This is a genomic window from Maridesulfovibrio frigidus DSM 17176, assembly GCF_000711735.1.
In the GTDB taxonomy this organism is placed as follows: domain Bacteria; phylum Desulfobacterota; class Desulfovibrionia; order Desulfovibrionales; family Desulfovibrionaceae; genus Maridesulfovibrio; species Maridesulfovibrio frigidus.
Genome location: NZ_JONL01000006.1, coordinates 1 through 20,098, shown reverse-complemented (window position 1 = coordinate 20,098; position 20,098 = coordinate 1). Strand labels below are relative to the sequence as shown.

At 42.5% G+C, this 20,098-nt stretch carries 15 protein-coding genes, 1 tRNA gene and 1 pseudogene; 8 read left to right on the top strand and 9 right to left on the bottom strand.

The genetic code is table 11. From position 1 onward, the window contains the following. Nucleotides 1-3: 3 nt before the first annotated feature. Together BR06_RS0112165 and BR06_RS0112160 are read right to left on the bottom strand one after the other, a co-directional pair. Nucleotides 4-1,272, bottom strand: coding sequence for a glycosyltransferase family 4 protein (locus BR06_RS0112165; protein ID WP_031483422.1), 1,269 nt, complete (start codon nucleotides 1,270-1,272; stop codon nucleotides 4-6). Next, the gene (locus BR06_RS0112160) at nucleotides 1,269-2,438 is read right to left on the bottom strand and encodes a glycosyltransferase family protein (protein ID WP_031483420.1); all 1,170 of its coding nucleotides are present in this window, start codon (nucleotides 2,436-2,438) and stop codon (nucleotides 1,269-1,271) included. The genes BR06_RS0112165 and BR06_RS0112160 overlap by 4 nt, the downstream gene beginning before the upstream one ends. A 246-nt stretch (nucleotides 2,439-2,684) precedes the next feature. On the opposite strand from BR06_RS0112160, the gene BR06_RS0112155 reads away from it, so the two are divergent. The 4 genes from BR06_RS0112155 to ilvN all read left to right on the top strand — a co-directional run bounded on the left by BR06_RS0112155 (nucleotide 2,685) and on the right by ilvN (nucleotide 6,863). Then, complete coding sequence (locus BR06_RS0112155; protein ID WP_031483418.1) at nucleotides 2,685-3,854, top strand: glycosyltransferase; 1,170 nt, start codon at nucleotides 2,685-2,687, stop codon at nucleotides 3,852-3,854. Further along, a complete protein-coding gene (locus BR06_RS0112150) occupies nucleotides 3,802-4,551 on the top strand; it encodes a class I SAM-dependent methyltransferase (RefSeq protein WP_235727723.1) in 750 nt (249 codons plus the stop codon). The genes BR06_RS0112155 and BR06_RS0112150 overlap by 53 nt, the downstream gene beginning before the upstream one ends. A 380-nt stretch (nucleotides 4,552-4,931) precedes the next feature. Continuing rightward, on the top strand, nucleotides 4,932-6,593 hold the full coding sequence (gene ilvB / locus BR06_RS0112145) for a biosynthetic-type acetolactate synthase large subunit (protein ID WP_031483414.1): 1,662 nt from the start codon (nucleotides 4,932-4,934) through the stop codon (nucleotides 6,591-6,593). Nucleotides 6,594-6,596: 3 nt separating this feature from the next. Next, nucleotides 6,597-6,863, top strand: coding sequence for an acetolactate synthase small subunit (gene ilvN / locus BR06_RS20340; RefSeq protein WP_031483412.1), 267 nt, complete (start codon nucleotides 6,597-6,599; stop codon nucleotides 6,861-6,863). 66 nt (nucleotides 6,864-6,929) lie between these two features. Here ilvN and BR06_RS0112135 read toward each other — a convergent pair whose 3' ends face one another. The 5 genes from BR06_RS0112135 to BR06_RS0112115 form a co-directional block, all read right to left on the bottom strand. Beyond that, nucleotides 6,930-7,856, bottom strand: coding sequence for a hypothetical protein (locus BR06_RS0112135; protein ID WP_031483410.1), 927 nt, complete (start codon nucleotides 7,854-7,856; stop codon nucleotides 6,930-6,932). Nucleotides 7,857-8,113: 257 nt separating this feature from the next. Next, nucleotides 8,114-8,698 (bottom strand): hypothetical protein, encoded by a 585-nt coding sequence (locus tag BR06_RS0112130; RefSeq protein ID WP_031483408.1) that lies wholly within the window; start codon nucleotides 8,696-8,698, stop codon nucleotides 8,114-8,116. Between the two features lie 4 nt (nucleotides 8,699-8,702). Beyond that, nucleotides 8,703-10,133, bottom strand: a complete 1,431-nt coding sequence (locus BR06_RS0112125; protein ID WP_031483406.1) for a DNA integrity scanning protein DisA nucleotide-binding domain protein — start codon at nucleotides 10,131-10,133, stop codon at nucleotides 8,703-8,705. Nucleotides 10,134-10,212: 79 nt separating this feature from the next. Then, on the bottom strand, nucleotides 10,213-12,213 hold the full coding sequence (locus BR06_RS0112120) for a YgiQ family radical SAM protein (RefSeq protein ID WP_034603037.1): 2,001 nt from the start codon (nucleotides 12,211-12,213) through the stop codon (nucleotides 10,213-10,215). A gap of 99 nt (nucleotides 12,214-12,312) precedes the next feature. After that, a complete protein-coding gene (locus tag BR06_RS0112115) occupies nucleotides 12,313-14,097 on the bottom strand; it encodes a PocR ligand-binding domain-containing protein (protein WP_051677087.1) in 1,785 nt (594 codons plus the stop codon). Nucleotides 14,098-14,289: 192 nt separating this feature from the next. On the opposite strand from BR06_RS0112115, the gene thiD reads away from it, so the two are divergent. The 3 genes from thiD to BR06_RS0112100 all read left to right on the top strand — a co-directional run bounded on the left by thiD (nucleotide 14,290) and on the right by BR06_RS0112100 (nucleotide 17,405). After that, nucleotides 14,290-15,654, top strand: a complete 1,365-nt coding sequence (gene thiD / locus BR06_RS0112110) for a bifunctional hydroxymethylpyrimidine kinase/phosphomethylpyrimidine kinase (protein WP_031483400.1) — start codon at nucleotides 14,290-14,292, stop codon at nucleotides 15,652-15,654. Between the two features lie 151 nt (nucleotides 15,655-15,805). Then, a tRNA-Leu gene (locus tag BR06_RS0112105) sits at nucleotides 15,806-15,889 on the top strand. Nucleotides 15,890-16,067: 178 nt separating this feature from the next. Next, the gene (locus tag BR06_RS0112100) at nucleotides 16,068-17,405 is read left to right on the top strand and encodes a replicative DNA helicase (RefSeq protein WP_051677086.1); all 1,338 of its coding nucleotides are present in this window, start codon (nucleotides 16,068-16,070) and stop codon (nucleotides 17,403-17,405) included. A gap of 9 nt (nucleotides 17,406-17,414) precedes the next feature. Here BR06_RS0112100 and BR06_RS20750 read toward each other — a convergent pair whose 3' ends face one another. Further along, nucleotides 17,415-18,272, bottom strand: a complete 858-nt coding sequence (locus BR06_RS20750; RefSeq protein ID WP_051677085.1) for a hypothetical protein — start codon at nucleotides 18,270-18,272, stop codon at nucleotides 17,415-17,417. A 6-nt stretch (nucleotides 18,273-18,278) separates the two neighbouring features. After that, nucleotides 18,279-19,229: pseudogene (locus BR06_RS20950) on the bottom strand (pentapeptide repeat-containing protein); the annotation flags it as partial. A 398-nt stretch (nucleotides 19,230-19,627) separates the two neighbouring features. Here BR06_RS20950 and BR06_RS0112090 point away from each other — a divergent pair. Then, entirely contained in the window at nucleotides 19,628-20,023 is a 396-nt protein-coding gene (locus BR06_RS0112090; protein ID WP_031483393.1) for a hypothetical protein, read from the top strand. Nucleotides 20,024-20,098: the final 75 nt, after the last annotated feature.

The window sequence follows — 20,098 nt, the reverse complement described above, 5'->3', positions numbered from 1 at the left end:
GTACTAAGCGCTAGCTTTTATACCATAAAGTTCATAAACATCAGCGAGTACATTGATCCAGTAACGGTTGTCGAAAATTTCATGAACTTTGGCTTTTGCTGCAGGAATCATGGCATGTCTTAAGTCCTGATCCGTTAGAATCTTTTCCATGGCGTCAGCCATAGCTTCGTAGTCTCCAGACTCAACAAGCATGCCTGTTTTACCGTGCTCAACAAGTTCAGGAATGCCTGAAACTGTGGTAGCAACAACTGGTACTGACATGGCCATACTTTCAGCTAGAACGTTCGGGATTCCGTCCCGGTCCCCATTCTCAGCAATCTCACAGCCTAACGCGAACAGGTCTGCTTTACGGTAAAGTTCTAGAACTTCTTCATGTGCTTTTGTGCCTAGCCACGTAACTCGTTTTGATAGACCAAGTTCATCAACCATAGCGAGGGTTGATTCTCTATCATCACCGTCACCGACTATTTTGTAGGAAAAATCAATTCCTCTTTCATCAAGCTTTTTCAGAGCTTTGAATACAGTTGGCAATCCTTTTTTAGGAGTGAAGCGGGCCACTGTGAAAATCTCATATGGGGCTTTAGACGAAAATGGTTTATCGGAAGTGAAAAGTTTAAGATCAATGCCGTGGTAAACTTTATGAATAGGTTTACCTTCGGGAGCGATTTCTTCGAGATATTTGCAGTTGTAGCCTGTGCATGTGACTGCAAATTTTGCTTCTGATATCTTGGCTGTGATTTTAGAAGGAGCCTGAGTGTAAATGTCTTTAGCGTGAGCTGTGAAGCTGAAAGGGAGGCCGGATAGTCTGCTCGCATTTCTCGCAACGGATGTAGGAGAATGTGCGAAGTGGGCGTGAATGTGGAAAATGTCAGAGCCCGGAAGAACTTTTTCAACTATATATTCCGCTTGAAGCATATGTTTGAACGATGCCTGACTTTTGGTTTCACGCAAAGTGTCCCAGATTTTATCAATGCGTCCGGTAAACTCGGGATCCTTTCCATAGCGGGGATCTTTTAGACTCGCATCTTCCTCAGTAGAACCGAAAAGTCCCTCTAAGCATCCTTCTACCGTTGAAGGTAGATATGAAACTTCAGCTTTTATTTCTGAAATAGATTTGTGTGTGAATTCCTCACGCGGTTTACGCATGGAAATAATATGAATTTTAACACCTCTTTTTTCGAGGAGTCTAATTTCATTTGAAATAAAAGTTTCGGATATACGGGGATATCCCTTGAGAATCATCGCAAGGACAGGCTGGTTTTTATTTATCATTTGCAAATATCTTTGAATTGGCCGACACGCTGATGCATAACGTCTAGACCTGTAAATTTAAAGTTTGAAACAGCATCTTTAATCTTTTGTGAATTATTCAGAAGAAGATCGATCTTTTCCATCATTGTATCTGGTCCAAGCTGATGCCATGGAATGAAGTCGGCAAGGTTTTGCTCTTTTAAGACATTGGCTCTGATGGTCTGTTCCAGTCTTGGAGTTTCGCGTGGAACGATAAGTCCTACTTGTTTATGTGATAGAATTTCGCAAACAGTGTTATAACCGCCCATGCTGACAACAAGGTCAGCATTGCTGAATAATTTTTCCATTCTTCTGTAAAAATGGTAAAATGTGACAGAAAGTTTTTTAGCACGCTCAGAAAGATCACGTCTAAGGTCTGCCGGCATAAATGGGCCGGTAACCATTACAGTCCTGAAGTTTTGTTGGCCATGCTTTTCAATAGCTTTGAGGTAGGCGTCCATCATGGGGTAGCCGTCGCCGCCGCCGCCAGCAGTTATAACCACAAGCTTTTTGCCGTTCTTGCGAACCTCCGGACTGGTGCGCGCATGAACTTTTCTTGGAATGTAGCCTGTAAAAATCATTTTTTTGCTGATTGATTCAGGAATGGCGTATTCTTCGATTGGATTGTAATATTCTTTATGACCGTAAACCCATATTTCAGAATACAGGTTTTCCAAAACGTCATATATTCCTTTATCGGTCCAGTCTTTGGTCGTACTTTCGCCGTCATCCATGATATCTCTGAGGCCTAAGATAGTTTTGGTTTTGCCATATTGCTTCATCCACTCGAGTGTAGGCATGATCTCATGCTTTAGACCGCGAGGAGCTTTATCAACGATGAACAGGTCTGGCTGAAAGCTTTTTGCAGTCGCATCAATTATGGACTGTCTGATGGACATGGCGTGGACAGGGTCTATTTTTATCGAATGTGGTATATAGTTGTCGTTGGACTGTTTTATCATCCCTGGAACGCGAACGAAATCAATTTGTTCAGGAAATTCAAATCTACCGACAATGGGGGATCCTGTAATTATCAGGATATTGACACCCTTGCATTTCAGGTGGGAGGCAATTGCCATTGTGCGGCGGATGTGTCCCAGGCCATAAGTGTCGTGGGAATACATCAAAATATTGTAAGTCTTACTCATTTATCGTACCGATTGTCCGGGGTTATATGCCACTGAGTTAAATTGTCATTGCATAGCAATGGCCGATGGAATATCTAGCGAAAAGAGTTACTCCTGTAAATCCTTAAAAAAGATCAACCAAGTGTGTGATATTTTCTATTCTGTTTTCTTGATGTATGCAATCCCTTTTCTTGTGTTTTGTTGGTTAAAGTTTACCATGATATTAAATTGATTTAATTAAGATTAGTAAAAAATAGAGGTTTAATTATGAGTTCAATAATAGATATACTTATTTATGCACACGATGGCAGAGGGCTTGGTCATGTTAGTAGAAGTGTTGCAATTGGTTTAGCCTTGCGCAGATTGTTTCCGAATTTGTCGGTACTTTTTGTTACTGGATGCGGCTCTACTGCTGAGTTGATTGGCGGCGGTAATTTAGATTGGGTAAAGCTTCCATCATACAGGACCTCCGTCTCAGAAGGTAAGTCCTGCGGCGCAATGGGACCTGCGAACATTGAAGATAAACTTCTGGGAACTCTCAGGGCCGACAATATCAGCGATATTGTTGAAGCATATAAACCAAAAGTTGTGCTTGCCGATCATACCCCGCAAGGAAAACATCAAGAGCTTATGCGCGCTGTGAAAGGTTCAACTGATACGACATGGGTTCTTGGGGTACGTGCAGTTGTTGGCGATGTTGATAAAGTCTGGTCTGAACTTTCGGCAACTGTTTTTGATTCTAAGTATTCAAATATACTCTGGTACGGCGATTCGGATGTAACGGGCACTGCAGAGCTTGATAAACTTAGCGAGCATTATAAGGTAACACCTTTTGAGGCGGGCTACGTGTCTCGATTAAAAGAATTACGGCGCCTGGGTGTTAATAGTTGTGTAGATAAAAAAATAGCAGGTGTTATATCTGTGCCATGGTCCGGTGAAGGTACTTTCGTATTACTTGAGAAAATTTCACAGGTGATAGGCTCTTTTGACCCGTCTGAAGGAATTTGGAAAGTTTATATGAATCTCAATGAGTCTGGCTCTTGCGATGTTAATGATTTCTTTGCGCGGTATCCGAATGTTGTTCTTGAACAGGTTGGCCCATCCTTTTTAGCAGATCTTGCTAATTCTAGATCTGCCATTATTTACGGTGGTTACAATAGCCTGACAGACGTTATGAGTGCCGGAGTTCCTTCAGTTGTATTCCTAAGAGGAATGAAAGATGGAGAACAGGAAGAGCACGCCGCGACCTTACAAAAAGCATCAGACGCAATAGTTGACGTTTACTCAGAGGACGAAGTTTCAGTGGATGGACTGCGCGCATCTCTTGAAAAATGTCTGGCATCAACCGTTAAGCCATCTAGCATATCTCTGAACGGAGCAGCTAATGCGGCTCGCTACCTGTCAGAGCTTGCAGGGGTATATGATGTTAACGGCTAGCCCGGACATTCGGAAAAGAATTAGGGGCATAACAAAAGTTATTTCCAGGCATGAAATGGGACAGTGGAAAGCTGTTTTGTCCGGTCTTTATCGCGGTATGTCCGTGCTTGAGGTCGGCTGCGGACGTGGCGGAAAGACTGACTTTCTGCGTTCACAGGGGTTTAAGAATATCTTAGGTGTTGAGAAGAATGCATATCAGGTTGCAAGCTGTAATGAGCGGGGACTTAATGTTGTGACTCTTGAGGAATTTGAAGAGAAGCATGGTGATAGTAAATTTGATTTTCTCATCCTATCGCATATTATGGAACATTTTCAGTTCGAAGATCTGACCAGTTTTATTGATGGATATTTGAAGCATTTGAAACCGGGCGGACTGCTTCTTATTGCAACGCCTATGCTTCATCCTCATTTCTGGTTAGATCTGGATCACCAGAAGCCTTATTATCCGCAGGGTATTAAAAACTTCTATAGTGGTGATTCCGAGCAGGTCGGGTTCAGCTCAAGATTTACGCTCAAACTTAAAGATATTAGGTTCAGGAAAAGTCCACTTAAGGTGAAGAATGATCGCAATTTGCTTCTAAAGAAAAATGATCTTCCAATGCTTGTATTTAATTTGATCAGCGCGGTTATGTTTAAGTTCTCGTTTGCTTTTTTAGGATACAAAACAGGTTGGGTTGGGCTTTATAAGTTAAAATAGTCAGTGCATAGGTATGCTTAACGAGAGTTTTAAAAGCCGGTTAGTTAATCTTAGTTAAGTATTGGATCGAATTTTTTTTATAAAAAAGACTTGATTCTGAAAATGTACTGGCTTACCTCTTTATCAGCATTTGTAAATTTCCGTAAAAATTAAAGAAAAATCTGAAATGAATTTATTCTCTCTAAATCACAATCTAGCAGTCCTTACATCCGTCACCCTATTGGTGATGGTGGTGATTTCTGTCGTGGTCGTGACAGGCACAAATAAGCCGGAGGGAAGGTTGTAAATCTCATTTTACACTAACACATGTTGTTCTAACCCCCGCCGGCTAAGCCTGCGGGGGTTTTTTTTTGACATTTTGAATAAGGCAGGATGAGGAAATGGAAATCAGTGGGGCAGAATTAGTAATCAGGTTATTGGAAAGGCAGGGAATTGAAATCGTTTGCGGCATACCGGGGGGATCTAATCTTCCGATTTATGATGCGCTCAGAGATAGTTCTATCAAACATATTTTAGCCAGACATGAACAAGGGGCAGGGTTCATGTCTCAAGGCATGGCGCGCACTACCGGAAAGGCGGCTGTGTGCATGGCTACTTCAGGGCCGGGCGTAACTAATCTGCTCACAGCCATTGCGGATGCTAGTCTTGATTCAATTCCGATTGTTGCAATTACCGGACAGGTTTCTGCTTCACTTATCGGCACTGACGCTTTTCAAGAAGTAGATACTTATGGACTCACTATTCCGATCACTAAGCATAATTTCCTCGTTCAGTCTGCGGAGGATTTGCTTACTGTTATACCCGAAGCATTCCGCCTTGCTGAGTCCGGCAGGCCCGGTCCGGTGGTTGTTGATATTCCGAAAAATGTTCAGAAAGAGATAATTGAATTTGAATCTTTTCCTGAGATAGGAGTTAAGCAATCCCTTCCCATGTGTGATGAAAAGTCTCTGGCAAAAGCTATTGCAATGATAAACGGAGCGCGCAGACCTGTAATTTACGCAGGGGGCGGAATAATAGCTGCGAACGCAACTGATGATCTCATTCGTTTTGCCCATAAGAATTCTATTCCGGTTGTAACGACTTTAATGGGGCTCGGTGCCTATCCACATGGTGATCCTCACTATCTCGGTATGCTTGGCATGCATGGTGAGCGCGCAACAAATATGCTGATGGAAGAGGCAGATCTTTTAATCGCTCTAGGCGTTCGTTTTGATGATAGGGCCGTTGGTAAGGCTTGCGAATTTTGCAAACACGCGGACATACTTCATATCGATATTGATAGGTCTGAAATTGGCAAGATTAAGCCTTCCAACTTTTCCATAGTCGGAGATGTTGGTCACGCGCTTAAGGCATTCGCAGATCGCGTTGAGCCAGCTATACGGATAGGATGGAGTGCTCGCATTTCCTCTCTGCGCATGCTTCACCCTGAGATTTTACCGGACAAAGAAGATTTCTTTCACCCGATGAATCTTTTACGGGTAGCGAGTGAATCGCTTTCAGACCAATCAATAATAACTACTGATGTTGGGCAGCATCAGATGTGGGTTGCAAAGGGATATCCATTTAAAAAGCCTCGCACTCTTTTAACTTCCGGCGGTCTTGGCACAATGGGATTTGGACTTCCTAATGCCATCGGGGCGGCTCTAGCTAATCCTGATAGACGGGTTGTTTGCGTAAGCGGAGACGGGTCTATTTTGATGAACATTCAGGAACTCGCAACATTAGCCGAGCACCGTTTGAATGTTAAGGTCTTGATCATGAATAACAATAAACTTGGTCTTGTAAGGCAGCAGCAGGCTTTGTTTTTTGAAGAACGGTATTTTGCATCTAGTTTCGAGAGTAGTCCGGACTTTGTTGCCATCGCCAAAGGATTCGGCGTTCCTGCCTTTGATCTTAGCGAAGAGGAAAACCCGTCGTTGTTTTTGCGGAAAGTACTCGGGCAGGAAGGTCCATGCGTAATTAATATACCAATTGATTTTGATAACAAGGTTTTGCCCATGGTTCCGCCTGAATGCGCTAACCGTGAAATGATAGGGGGATAAAAGATGCATAATTATGGAATAGATTTACTCGTTCGAAATCATGCCGGAGTGATGAGCCAAATTACAGGACTTTTCTCACGCAGGAATTTCAACTTGGAAGGGATTATTTGCGGGCCTGTTGGCAAAGGTGATGAAAGCAGGATGATTTTGACTGTTGCGGATGACAGTAAGCTTGAACAAATAGTTTTGCAGCTTGAGAAGCTTTACGATGTAATTGAAGTTGCGCGGGTAGAGGACAGTCCGCTTATTGAGGTATTAGGGCAACTTTGATTTTAATGTATGAATCCTCCAGCAACTTAGGGTAGGTTGCTGGAGGATGTTATTTGATTTTTAAGTTCAATAGGTGTGTTTGTAGTTTGTGATTTGATCCTCATTTAGAAGTCTCCACGACTTTGTTTTTGTTGAGAAAAAACCAGATTGTTCAAGTACTTTACGAATATATCCTTCTTTGCGAAGTTTTTTTATTCCGATTTGCAATGCATCAAACACTTTTTGACCGTGATGGTGATTTTTTGAAACTAGGAAATGCCTACTTTCAAGAAGAGAAAATTTAACGCCATGAACTGGAACCACCTTTACCCCATATGCAGTAATACTCAGATCAGAAGTGTTGGGAAATTCGAGAGGAATCCATTCTCCGCGTCCAACTTTAAGCATGGAGAACATGGATTTGTATGTAGGTGCGTGAATGATTTTATTAACTTTCATCTTGGATAGGACTCTCTCGTCGTTATTCCAATGAAGGCCGATAATTGCTGTTCCGAATGATTTTATCTCTCGGGTATTTGTCGCATTCAAAAAAGCATGATTGTCAGGTAAATGGTATATGCCTTTTTCAAACTCTCCAAGGCGGGTAATAGCGTCTGTTATAAGTAAAGTTTCACTAAAGTTATCCTCTTGGAGGGTCGCTTTATTGAATTGCTGTGAGCATATTACAGCATGACCGTTTGATACTTCTAATGTTTCGCGTCGTGCATTCGGGACAGAGAGGTATTCAATTTTAGCATCTAATCCTCCTTCCTTAAGCGCTCGCATGATTATTATCATTTCGGAAACAACTCTATTGGTTGGTGAATCGTATGGAAGTCCTTTTTTGAATAAGGATTCTTTACCATGTTCAGCAATAAGGGACTCATATTCATTAAAATTAGTTTGCAATCCTGCCATGGTGATAATTAGAGGGGCAGCGCTAGCGTAGTGGCTTATGAATAGAGATGAAATCACTATAAAAAGCGCTGAATAGTATTTTATGAAATTATTCATTTTATTAATCCTATTTTTATATTGCCACACATGTATGTAACTCGAAGTGAGTACTCTCTTTATGTTCGATAAGATCCATAAATCAAGAGGAAAAACCTATAGTATTATAAAGATGAATTTGTTTGGTTCTAATAGTTCTTTAAATTAGGATGTTATTGACTTTAGCGTAGTAGCAAATTGGTCAATAAAAAAGCCTGCAAGGTATAACGAATTGATACTTTGCAGGCTGGTTAACGGTTTTTTCGCAAAGTTTGGTATCAGTTAAGATAAAGCTCAACGTTATCCATGGCCCAGAATTCTGTTTTACGTCCTGTCAGATATCCGCGAAATTTAACTTTCACTTCACCTTCATTAATTTCCGAGGTGGGGATAGTGAAAGTTAGCGGCTGAGTCCAATACGCTCTTTCTCTTTCACCTACACGCACAAGGCCATTATTATTGATCGGCATATTGTCATCTCCGTTTTCGAGAAGACACGGAAATTCAGTGATATTTAGCAGCTCAGATCCTCCAGCAGTAGAGACTATGAATCTGTCAGCAAGTTTACCTCCTGAGTCCCAACTTCCGACGTAAATCATGGTAAATTTAACCTTAACTGACGACTGGGCTGGAATGTCCTTAATGGTCAGCACAGTTTGTGAGCTGTATCTTTTATTGCGGTCATTAAAAAGACCTAAGGCTCGATTTTCTTTGATAGAGACGGTCTTTCTCGGAGACCAGTCTTTAGAGACTTTCTTTTTGCTGAAAACATACGTTTTAAATGGTGTATCTGCCGCCATAGCAGGAATACAGAGAAACGCTGTGAGAGCTAGAAATGTAAGTAGTACGAGTGCTTTTTTCATAGTGTTATCCTTCTATCCATTCATCAAGGGTGGGTGGAGTACTGACACATGCAAAATGCTGGGTCCATTCACAACGGGCTGTTAGCTCAACTCCGCGTTGAATTATAGATACTGGTTTGTCGGAAGAAACGACAATAATAATTATGTTAGAATGTTCAGCTGTGAAACGTAGGGCAGAGTTGAATCTGGCCCCTCTGGCGCGATTCTCTCCAAAAACAGATTTGCCATCCAGCAAGCATGCAAAACCATATACTTTTACATCTTTGCCAATATGAACAGCTCCGTCTAATTTGGTGAGGGATCTTGCAAGTCCTCGAATTTCCGGGTCACGGAGATCAAGGGGAACCTCAAGTGTTTGCCCTGCAATTTTTACAGGCTTATCATTAAAATCAAGAACAATAGTACAGCCGTGACTTTGGTGAGTCGCGCTGGTGACCATTCTGTTTGCGAGTTTAAATAGATCATGACGGTCATTGGCATTGATATCAAGTTCTAGCAGATGCTCTTCCAGATGTACCAAGTTCGGCTTGTAGTTGGTGGAGGAAAATGTCGCGTCCGCAAAGCTGCAGACTGGGGCCCCGGCGAGCTGAAGAATTCCCCATTCCCCTTTGAAACTGGCGGAAATAGATGAGTTCGGTGGCATGCAAGAAGAAATACCGACAACGCATTTTCCATCGGATACAAGTTTTCTGGACGAATTTTCAACTGATTGTAGAAGTTTTCTTACATGCTTATGATTCTTTAGTTCCGGCCTTTCATTTTCAGGAAACTTTGCCATGTAGCCTAGCGAATCAAGATCAGATGGTTCTATAAATATTAGGTCGCCGCGCGCCCATGCACCTTCTTCTTTTGTTTTGGATATGCCAAGGACTGCATCAAGAATTGGATACACCCTGAGCTGTGTGTCCCATCCCATGATTCGATTTCGCTGATCAACCATGTAGTCTCTAACAGCATGGGTTGAGTATTCGCGCAACAGGTGGCCAGAGCTTTCGAGGCGTAAAATATTTTGAGTGGCGAAGTCTTGAGATAGTATAAGGGCAGCATATTCCATCCAGCTCTCGGTTGGGCCTGTGGAACACATATTTGGATGCTGCTCTGTAAACCAGCGCTGATAGTAAATGCTGCTTGAGCGTGCGCTGCAAGTAATCAGCCCTGCGAGAGTCAGGTCCCTTGACCTGATAACTTCAATTAAACGGGTGTTGTCATCGTGATTACTTCCGGCTTTCCAGTCATCTGAATCAATATAAACTTCTTTTAATTTAGGCTCGTGCTCTTTCAGTAGCCCTTGCGGGTCGTAAACTCGTAGTGGATCACCCGGTTTGACTGCATAAAGTAATGCGGTACGGCTTGTTTGCGAATAGTGTGAAAGGCCATCACGAAGCCCATCCATAATATGGAAGATGCACAGGTTGGCAAAAGATTCTGAGCTCATAGAGTGATACCCGCATAGAGTTATTATTTATTACGTAGCTGTAGGTTATATGATTTGCTCATTATTTCCAAGCTGCGGGTTACCTCTTTTTATTCTTTTTCTTGAACGAGTCAGATTTACCTTTGCTTTTATAATTATCTTTACCTTTAAAATCTTTTGAACTTCTAGAGTCGTTTGAGTTTCTAGATTCTTTTGAGCCTTTTTTGGGAGGCTTTCTATCTGTTGCTGGCTTTTTACCAGATTTAGCCTTTTTGTCAGGTTTAGAATTTCTATCCGATCTATAACTTTTGCTCGCATCGGAATTTTTATCCGTATCAGATTGGTTTCCTTTGTGGCGTATGCTTCTAGGGTCGCGGCCAGAATCTGGAATAAGTATGCCGTGCTGTCTAAGGCGCTGGGCATCTGTTCTTGCTACAAAGATAGGGTCGCCGTTAGGCGCTTTGCCTGTGTAATACATGGCTGTAGCAACCGTGCCGGGGGTTGGAATGAAGCACTGCACCTGTTTCGGGGACCAGCCTTTTTCCTTTAGCCAGCTTGCCAGCATACGCATATCTGCGTCAGTACAGCCCGGGAAGGCGCTCATCAGGTATGGTATAACGTATTGATCTTTGCCCGCATTGGAGGATTCAACTTCGAACAGTTCTAGGAAACTTTCGAATACTGGTAGATCGGGTTTGCGCATATGTTTAAGAACGTCAGGAGCAATATGCTCGGGCGCAACTTTTAGCTGACCACCGACAAAATCTTTAAAAATTTCACGCAAACTTTTGCGATCTTTCATTCCCAAGTCAAAGCGCACGCCGCTTGCTACGCGTACATGTTTAATGCCTTCTAGCTGTTTAGTCTGTTTCAGCAGATTGAGATTCGCCTTTTGATCATAATCAAAATTCGGACAGACGTTAGGAGTAAGGCAACTTTTGCGTTTGCACTTTTCTCTTTCGAGTGAGCATTTAGCGTTCCACATATTGGCGCTTGGACCGCCGATATCTGAAATAGAGCCTTTGAAATCACTATGAGAGTTCATATTAGTGGCTTCAGCCATAATAGACTTTTTCGTGCGTGAGCGGATATGTCGCCCTTGGTGCATGGCAATAGAGCAGAATGAGCAACCGCCACCGCAACCGCGATGAGATGTTATACTGAATTCGATCATCTCAGCCGCAGGGATGCGTCCTTTGCCCTCATACGAAGGGTGCGAACGTCTGGAGAAGGGTAGAGTATAGACCCAGTCTAGTTCTTGCGTGCAAAGGTATTTCGCGGGGGGCGCAATTACCACATGACGTTTGTCTGTCGGCTGAATCGCCCATGCTTTACCGTGATGAACCTGCTCCTCAAGGGCGAGTGTAGCGGTCATAAGCAGCTGTGGGTCATCTAAAATTTCTTGGTGCGAAGGAAGCTCTATAACTTCTGCGTCCGCTGGAAGATCGTCAGGAGTACCCATAAAGGCTGTGCCACCAATTCCTTTAAGCACAGAGGCGGAACCGTATTCCTTCTGCGATAACCGGTTTGCCGCTTCGAGCATGGCCCGTTCACCCATACCATAGATGAGTAAATCTGCCTTGCTGTCCATGAGGATTGTTTTGCGGACTTTATCTGTCCAGAAATCAAAGTGCGACACTCGGCGCAGTGAAGCTTCAATGCCACCTATGATAACAGGTAGACCTTTGAAAGCCTTTTTAACTAGGTTGGTATATATGATACATGCGCGGTTGGGGCGTGCTCCGGCTTTGCCGCCAGGGGTATATGCGTCGTCGCTCCGTTTTTTGCGAAAGGAAGTATAGTGGGAGAGCATTGAATCCATCGCACCAGCTGAGACTCCAGCATAAAGGCGCGGACGGCCTAGGGCCTCAATCTGCGAGGTGTCGTTCCAATTTGGCTGGCAGACGAGGGCAACTTTGTAACCGTGTGCGGTAAGTACTCTGCCTAGAAGCGGTATTCCGAAGCTTGGGTGGTCTATATAGCTATCGCCGGATACGAGCAGGATGTCAGGTCTATCCCAGCCGAGCCTGTCCATTTCTTCTCGAGTCATTGGCAGGAATGTCGGCTGCTTCTTTTGTGGTGCGATAATTGTTTTTGTCATTCGCTACTCATATAGGTGAGAGCTGGAACTGGCAAGGAAAGGTCATGCCTCCAGTTTAAATATCTGATATAAAGGTATCAACCGTGAAGCGGGCATTAATTAATCTGTTTTTTTCCCTTTGATTGGAAGTTTGATGATGAATTTAGTCCATGAATTAAGTTCCGATTGAACGCCCATAAACCCGCTATGTTGGTTTGTTATAATAAAGTAAGAGACTGAAAGTCCAAGTCCTGTGCCTTCACCTATACCTTTAGTCGTATAGAACGGTTCAAATATTCTTGCTTTTGTTATCTTGTCCATTCCTTTGCCATTATCTTCTATTTCTACAACAACCATTTTATCTTGCTTACTAATTTTGCAGATGAAGCGGGGATTATTGTCGGAATATTCTTTTTCCGCCATTGTCTCCGCTCCGTTTTTTAATATATTAAGAAAGACCTGCTGGATTTCATTTTTTTCACAATAAACTTCAGGAATATTATGATCATATTCCCGAACAAGTTCAATTCTTTTGAAATCATATTCTTTAGTTAAGCTATAGTCGTTAGCAATTAGTTCCAGTGTATTATCTAAAATAGCTGTGATTTTGTGCTGCCTAAGTTTTATTTCACTTTTGCGGCTGAAATTGAGTACATTGTTGATGATTGAAGCTGCGCGCCTTCCAGCACCTAATATGCCATCAAGCATATGAGCTATCTCCCGTTGGTTTAGATACTTACGGAAGTCGGTCAAAGATATATTGCATTCGTTGGCAGCTTCAATATTCTTTTCAAGGTCTTCGAAGAGTCTTTTTTTGATGTTGTTGGCGTATACGGTCATCCCTGCCAGAGGATTGTTCAGTTCATGAGCCATGCCTGCTGCGAGGCCTCCTATGGATAACATTTTCTCTGACTGGATCATCATTTTTTCCATGTTTATTCGTTCCGTAACATCATCAATGCGGATGACTGCCCCGTTAACTCCATCTTCTATCAATGGGTATATTGTCAGATCTTCATATCTTGTTTTGTTATTGTGTATATATGGCTTTGCGCTTTCAAACTGTTTTTCACGGCAAGTAATAGCCAGCTTTATTTGATCCATTTTTGAAGATAACCTGGGAAGTGCTTTTCGCAGGTCCATTCCTATAGCCTGACCGGCTGGTATTTTTGATATCTTTTCAGCGTTCTTATTCCATTGTGTGATTTTACCATCAGGGGAAACCCCGATAAGAGCTGAGGGCATAGAGTCAATTATGTTAGAAAGGTAGGTTTGCAAATTGCGAAATTTTTTTTCTGCCAGTTTTCTTTGTTCAATTTCAGATTTGTTTTTCATGATACTGGAGGCTAGGTCAGACAAAAAAGCAGCGAGCGCAATGTTGTATTTTAGGATTTCATCTACTTTTTCGTGAGTGAACCTAGGAACTTCGGCGAGAGCTTCAAGATATTTTTTCTTGTCGAACCCGTATTGGTCCGCCTGATTTCTAAAAAATTTAATATCTGGCTCTTCATTTACATAAAAGAATTGGCCGAGAAAAAGAGTGGACATATGTGTCCCCATGCAGTGTATGGGGACACCAATATCCCATAATCCGTTACTGCATTTGTAGCCGAAGTGTTCTCCTTGTTTGATTTTATTTGTTATTGCCGTGTCACTCGCTAAACAGCGTGCGCTTGTTTTAGGGTGAACCCTATGAAAATTACTGCATATTTTTTGCCATCCAGCTCCGGCACAGAATTCTCCACTAAATGCATCAATAATTCCAGCAGGCATTCCTGTTGCGGTGTAACTTACTTCAAGCATGTTCTGAAGCTCTTCAAATTGAATTAAGTCTTTGAAGGATAACTCATGCATATATTTATCGTCAGGGGTGATTTTAAAGGGTGGGGCTGATGATGATGGCATAATTGTCTCCGACATGAGGCTTTTTTGTCATTTTTTATATTTATAATAGCTATAAATAGTCATACTGATGTGATTGTGTCTAGTTTTGCGTCCAATTATGCTAGATAAATTGATAGTAATCGTAGTTGACCCGATGAATGAGCACGGTTAAAAGATTATCAAATATTTATGTAGCCAGCCTAAGGAGGCAAGATGAAATCGCTTCCATGTGTTTTGACCATAGCGGGGTCGGATTCCGGCGGTGGTGCCGGAATTCAAGCCGACCTTAAGACCATATCCATATTAGGATGTTATGGAGCAAGTGCCATAACTGCCCTTACCGCGCAGAATACAGTTACTGTCGCGGGCATTGAAGCTGTTTCGCCGGAATTTGTGGCGTTGCAGATTGAAACCGTTTGTGCGGATATCAATGTTAAGGCCGCAAAAACCGGAATGCTGTTTTCCGCTCCTATAATCAGAGCTGTTGCAGCATCTATGGTAAATAAATCTATTCCACTGATCGTCGATCCTGTTTGTGTCGCTTCCAGTGGCGCAAGACTTCTCAAAGAAGATGCCATTCAGGCAATGAAAGAGCTTTTTCCTTTAGCCGACTTACTTACTCCTAATGTGCCTGAAGCAGAGCTTTTTGCCGATATGGAGATTAAAACCCGTGATGATATATTTAAAGCTATCGAGATCCTTTTAGAAATGGGACCGAAGGCCGTGCTCATTAAAGGCGGACACTTTGACTCCGTAGCCGCTACGGACTGGCTTGGAATTAAGGGCGAACAGCCCATTCCATTTATGCAGCAGCGCGTTAAGACTAGAAATATGCATGGCACGGGATGTACTCTTTCTGCCGCTATTGCTTCAGGCATCGCGAAAAGGCAGAATCTTGTTACATCTATACTGGCTGCGCAGAAGTATTTGAATCTTGGGCTCAGAGCAGGATTTGAAGTAGGTGAGGGCGGAGGGCCTCCTAATCATCTTGCTCCTATGCTGATTAACGGTATGAAAGAAGAATTGATGTCTGGTATGCATGAGTGCGGAGTCAGGCTATCCCGTATGGGTGGATTGAGTAAGCTTATACCTGAGATTGGACTCAATATTGCCGCGGCCCTGCCATTTGCATCTGAAATGACTGATGTAGCTGCTTATACCGGACGCATCTCGTGTACTCGCAAAGGTGAGATCATAATTTGCGGGCATCCTGACTTTGGGGCTTCTGCACATATGGCCGCGGTGGTGCTTTCCGTTCGTAAATTTAATGAGGACATTTTCTGTACTGCCAATCTTAGATATAACGAAAGTATTTTAGACGCAGTAAAAGAGTGTAAATTCACAGAAGCATGGTTTGACCTTGCCGATGAGCCGAAACAGCACATGTCTAGCGAGAGTAGCTCTCTTGAATGGGGAATAAATGAAGCTCTTTCTCATCACGATGAAGCAACTAAGGTAGACGTGGTGTGTGATCCTGGCGAAATAGGCAAGGAACCTATAGTCCGCCTTTTGGCTAAAGATTTTGCCGATTTAGAGTCAAAGATAGCCCTTTTACTTGGAGCAATTGAAGATCAATAGAGAGAAATTTCAATTGTTTTTAAAATAAGTTGAGATATTGATTGACAATATTCAGAGGGGCCTATAGAAACATTTTCTGTTACGGCGACTCCGGCAGCGACCTTCACGGGTCACTCTGAGGTCACCGACTAATAACAGAACACATAAGGTTGCGAGAGTGGCGGAATTGGTAGACGCACTGGATTTAGGATCCAGCGGTATATCCGTGAGAGTTCGAGTCTCTCCTTTCGCACCAACCTTAATAAAAACAGCTCCTTAGATAGATGTCTAGTACATCGGTCTTGGGAGCTTTTTTTTGTGGTTTCTCCCCTATTTCTCCCCCAAAGAGTTTGTTGTCTATTTTTGATAGTGATAAATTCTGTTTTAAGCCTCGCTTGGTGCGGTCAAATTAAGACCAATAACTGGGGGCTTAAATGAACACATCTGCACCTCCCCATAATCTTGAGCTTGAAAGAGCTGTTATCAGTGCTGTTTTACGAACCAGTGGTAAAAACATTGATTCTCTGCTTCCTATTATAAAATCAGAGGACTATTTCTACAGTCCCATCCATCGAAATATTTGGAATACCTTTTTGGCCATGCATCGGGAGTACGTTCCGATTGATCTTGTCACGCTCAATAATCGGCTAATGAACAATGGTCGTTCTGAGGCGTGTGGGGGTGCACATTTTCTTGCTGAGTTATCCAATGATATTGAACCTGTGCATCACGTTACAAGGTGGGCTAAGGAGCTAGAGAGTCATGCTCAGCGCAGAACCATGGCGCAGCTCGGCCAGAATCTTATTGAGCATGCCTATTCCGGCGATGCTGATCCGTCTGAGTTCGCAGCGTCCGCGCAGAAAACCATCGATTCCGTTCTTGAGGGACGAGTAGATGTGGCTGCGCAGAAGCCTTCCGAGATTATGAAAGGTTATGTTAAGTATCTTGAAGATCTTGAATCGCGAGGCGGAGACGGTATTAAAACACATCTCTATAAGCTCAATTCAATCACTGGTGGAATGATTCCCGGTGAAATTATTATTCTTGCCGGTCGTCCATCTAATGGAAAGACCGCACTTGCCTTGAATTTCGCACTTCACGCAATTCATCAAAAAGTTCCTGTCGGTATTTTTTCACTTGAAATGATGAGATATCTGCTCGTCAACCGTCTGCTGTCCTCGACTCATGGAGTTGAAGGGATGCGGTTTCGTGATGGCAAATTTTCAGAAACTGACTGGAATAATATCTATGAATTTGCTCAGTGGTTTGATGGGAAGGATCCGTGGCTTCGTATTTGGGACAAGCCTTCGCTTTCTGCTTCTGAGCTGCGCGCTCAGTGTCGGCGTTGGAAAAAGGAATTTGGATTAAGGTACGCAATCATAGATTACATCCAATTGCTTCGTCCTGATTCGCGTGGTGGATCACGAGAGAGGGAAGTTGCTGAGATCTCGCGTATGCTCAAAGAGACGGCGACTGAATGTGGGATATCTATACTCGTTCTGGCGCAGCTCAACCGCGAGGTTGAAAATCGCAAGAGCAAGATTCCTCTGCTTTCGGATCTGCGTGAGTCTGGAGCGATTGAACAGGATGCGGATCAGGTTATTTTTATCCGGCCATGGGATCCGAAGACAGTAGATGACATTGTTGAGGTGACGCTTGATGTGGCTAAGAGCAGGAACTCGACAACAGGTAGCTTGGTAACAGCGTATCGGCGCAAGCGGCTCCAGTTCCTGAATGAGAATGAAAAGGATTGGAGCTGGTTGGATTTTTGATTGTTAAATTTATTTGTTAGGTGCTTCTTCGTTTTCAATAATAGGGAGAGTTATTTTTGGATTAGTCTTTCCAGTTTTAGAGAGTGCTAGAAGTGCTCTTGAAAGAGGAGCTGTCGCATTAACGAAGATGTCAGGGTTTTCTATAACTGTGGCATTTTTAATATCTGCTTTAGCAATAATTTCATGGATAGTGGGATTGTCTTTAAGGTTGTTTATATATTGAAGATATTCATCGAGATTTTTTTTCATAATGTCTGCGTAATTATTGTTAATAACAGCCAAATCTTTATCTCTAATTTCTTTAAGCGAGAGACGTTGTTCATTGATTAACGCAGCTTCTGAAAAGTTTTTTGTCGCTTCTGATATGGGAACTATTAGCTTTCCCATTATGAGTAGTGATGCAAGAACCTTATTAAAATTAGATTTTGACGCTTTATCCAGCAAAGTCAGTATAACTTCTAATGATCCAATGTTGATATAGCTAACAGAAATTTCAAAATTAAGGGGCGGGTTATATACATTGTTATCTAGTACAAAAGAGATTCTTTCTAGGTTGTTATCTTCGGTGTTCAATAAATAGAAAGTGTTTGCATAGCTAAGGTGAAGAGCTCCTAGAAATAAAGACATGTCTCTAGGAGTCCATGATGTGTGATCTTTGAAGTGGATTTTTAATGAGTTCTTGTCGTGTTGAGCCGCGGGAGTGTTGGTTTCTTTTTCAGAATAGTATGTTTCTTCAGCTTGTTTATTGTAAAATTCTTGCTCGTCTTCAAAGATGCAGTTTGCAAGTTGATCTTGCGTTAATGGAAATAAAAGTTCGTTTAATTGTGATCTAGAGGAAAATTGTGTTTTAAGAAAGTTTGCTTGCAAAAGGTTTACTTCTGAAAGTGTTGCTTCTGAAAGTGTTGCTTCTGAAAGGTTTGCGCCTTGAAGATTTGCGCCTTGAAGATTTGCGCCCAGAAGGTTTGCGCCTAGAAGGTTTTTTTCTAGAAGATATGTACCTTGAAGATTTGCGCCTTGAAGGTTTGCGCCTAGAAGGTTTGTTTCTCGAAGATTTGCGATTTGAAGGTTTGCGTTTTGAAGGTTTGCGCCTTGAAAGTTTGTCCTTCGGAGGTCCTTTCCTTGAAGGTTTAGGCCTTGAAGATTTGCACCTTGAAGATTTGCACCTTGAAGGTTTGCGTCTTGAAGGTTTGTGTCTTGAAGGTTTATATCTTGTAGGTTTGTGTCTTGAAGGTTTGCGCCTTGAAAGTTTGTCCTTCGAAGGTTTTTTCCTCGGAGGTCCTTTCCTTGAAGGTTTGTGCCTTGAAGGTTTACGCCTTGAAGGTTTATATCCTGAATATTTGTGCCTTGAAGGTTTGTGCCTTGAAAGTTTGTGCCTTGAAGGTTTGTACCCTGAAGGTCTGTGTTTTGAAGGTTTGCGTCTTGAAGGTTTGTATCCTGAAGGTTTGCGTCTCGAAGATTTGCGATTTCAAGGTTTGCGTCTTGAAGGTTTGCGCCTTGAAGATTTGCACCTTGAAGATTTGCATACTGAAGGTTTGCGTTTTGAAGGTTTGTGTCTTGAAGGTTTGCGCCTTGAAAGTTTGTCCTTCGAAGTTCTTTTCCTCGGAGGTCATTTCCTTGAAGGTTTGAGTTTTGAAGATTTGCATTCTGAAGGTTTACAGTCTGAAGGTTTGCATTCTGAAGGATTGTGCCTTGAAGGATTGTGCCTTGAAGGTTTGTGTCTTGAAGGTTTGCGCCTTGAAGGTTTGAGTCTTGAAGATTTGCATTCTGAAGGTTTGCATTCTGAAGGTTTGCATTCTGAAGGTTTGCGTCTTGAAGGTTTGTCATTCGAAGATATACGCTTCGGAGTTGGATGTTGATATTTGGATTTTCACTACGAAACTCATTCCAAGCTTTAACATCAGTCTTAAGGAGCTCAATCATTTCATCTTTGTTCATAGCAAACCTCGTATTTGAATAAGAATAACTGCAACGTTGTTCCACCTGAGACAGCAAAGTGTCAAGAAATAAGCGCGTAATGCGAACGCAATGCAAGGGCATTACTAGCGCACTACGTGAGCATGTCTGAACTATATTAAAAAACAGCGCGCCGTCGAAATTTTTTTGCCTTTTTCTGGTTTAGTGAGTCTTTTTAGGTGGTTATGCGTAAAGGGGTGCTCGTGCAATGCTTGAGCATTCCTAGTGCATTAAATCCGCAATGCCGAAAAATAATTAAGGAGTCCGTTGTGGCTAGTCGAATCAAAAACGTTTCAGATATCCGATTAGACGTTGAGTTTTTTGAAGATTTCCGCATTCAAAAGGTTCTGAGGCAGTTCGGAGTTGAAGGTGTGATGGGTATCATCATGCTTTGGTGCTACTGTGCTAAGCACTTTCCTAGTGATTCTGGGCACTTCCCTGACTGTTTTGATGAGGAAGATCTTCTTTTTGCATGTAAGATTAAATTGGACAGAACTGACTATGTAGAAATGCTTTTAAGGCTTGAAATAATTGGAAAAGATGAAGGTCATTTCTTTGTTTGTGGCTGGGATGAAATGCAACCTTGGGCCGCCGAAGCTAGAGAAAGGTCGGAGAAGGCTAAGAAGGCAGCTGCTGCACGTTGGGGTGAAGTGCTCTATAGATGACGGACACGGCTCGAGAGGTTAAAGTCAGCTCATGCAGGAGAAATACTCATGAGTAATCGAAAGTATTCAGAAGAA

Bases quoted from the DNA above. Each gene is read 5' to 3' on its own strand.
- BR06_RS0112165 (WP_031483422.1), bottom strand. From the start codon at position 1,272: ATGATAAATAAAAACCAGCCTGTCCTTGCGATGATTCTCAAGGGATAT.
- BR06_RS0112160 (WP_031483420.1), bottom strand. From the start codon at position 2,438: ATGAGTAAGACTTACAATATTTTGATGTATTCCCACGACACTTATGGC.
- BR06_RS0112155 (WP_031483418.1), top strand. From the start codon at position 2,685: ATGAGTTCAATAATAGATATACTTATTTATGCACACGATGGCAGAGGG.
- BR06_RS0112150 (WP_235727723.1), top strand. From the start codon at position 3,802: ATGCGGCTCGCTACCTGTCAGAGCTTGCAGGGGTATATGATGTTAACG.
- ilvB (WP_031483414.1), top strand. From the start codon at position 4,932: ATGGAAATCAGTGGGGCAGAATTAGTAATCAGGTTATTGGAAAGGCAG.
- ilvN (WP_031483412.1), top strand. From the start codon at position 6,597: ATGCATAATTATGGAATAGATTTACTCGTTCGAAATCATGCCGGAGTG.
- BR06_RS0112135 (WP_031483410.1), bottom strand. From the start codon at position 7,856: ATGAATAATTTCATAAAATACTATTCAGCGCTTTTTATAGTGATTTCA.
- BR06_RS0112130 (WP_031483408.1), bottom strand. From the start codon at position 8,698: ATGAAAAAAGCACTCGTACTACTTACATTTCTAGCTCTCACAGCGTTT.
- BR06_RS0112125 (WP_031483406.1), bottom strand. From the start codon at position 10,133: ATGAGCTCAGAATCTTTTGCCAACCTGTGCATCTTCCATATTATGGAT.
- BR06_RS0112120 (WP_034603037.1), bottom strand. From the start codon at position 12,213: ATGACAAAAACAATTATCGCACCACAAAAGAAGCAGCCGACATTCCTG.
- BR06_RS0112115 (WP_051677087.1), bottom strand. From the start codon at position 14,097: ATGCCATCATCATCAGCCCCACCCTTTAAAATCACCCCTGACGATAAA.
- thiD (WP_031483400.1), top strand. From the start codon at position 14,290: ATGAAATCGCTTCCATGTGTTTTGACCATAGCGGGGTCGGATTCCGGC.
- BR06_RS0112100 (WP_051677086.1), top strand. From the start codon at position 16,068: ATGAACACATCTGCACCTCCCCATAATCTTGAGCTTGAAAGAGCTGTT.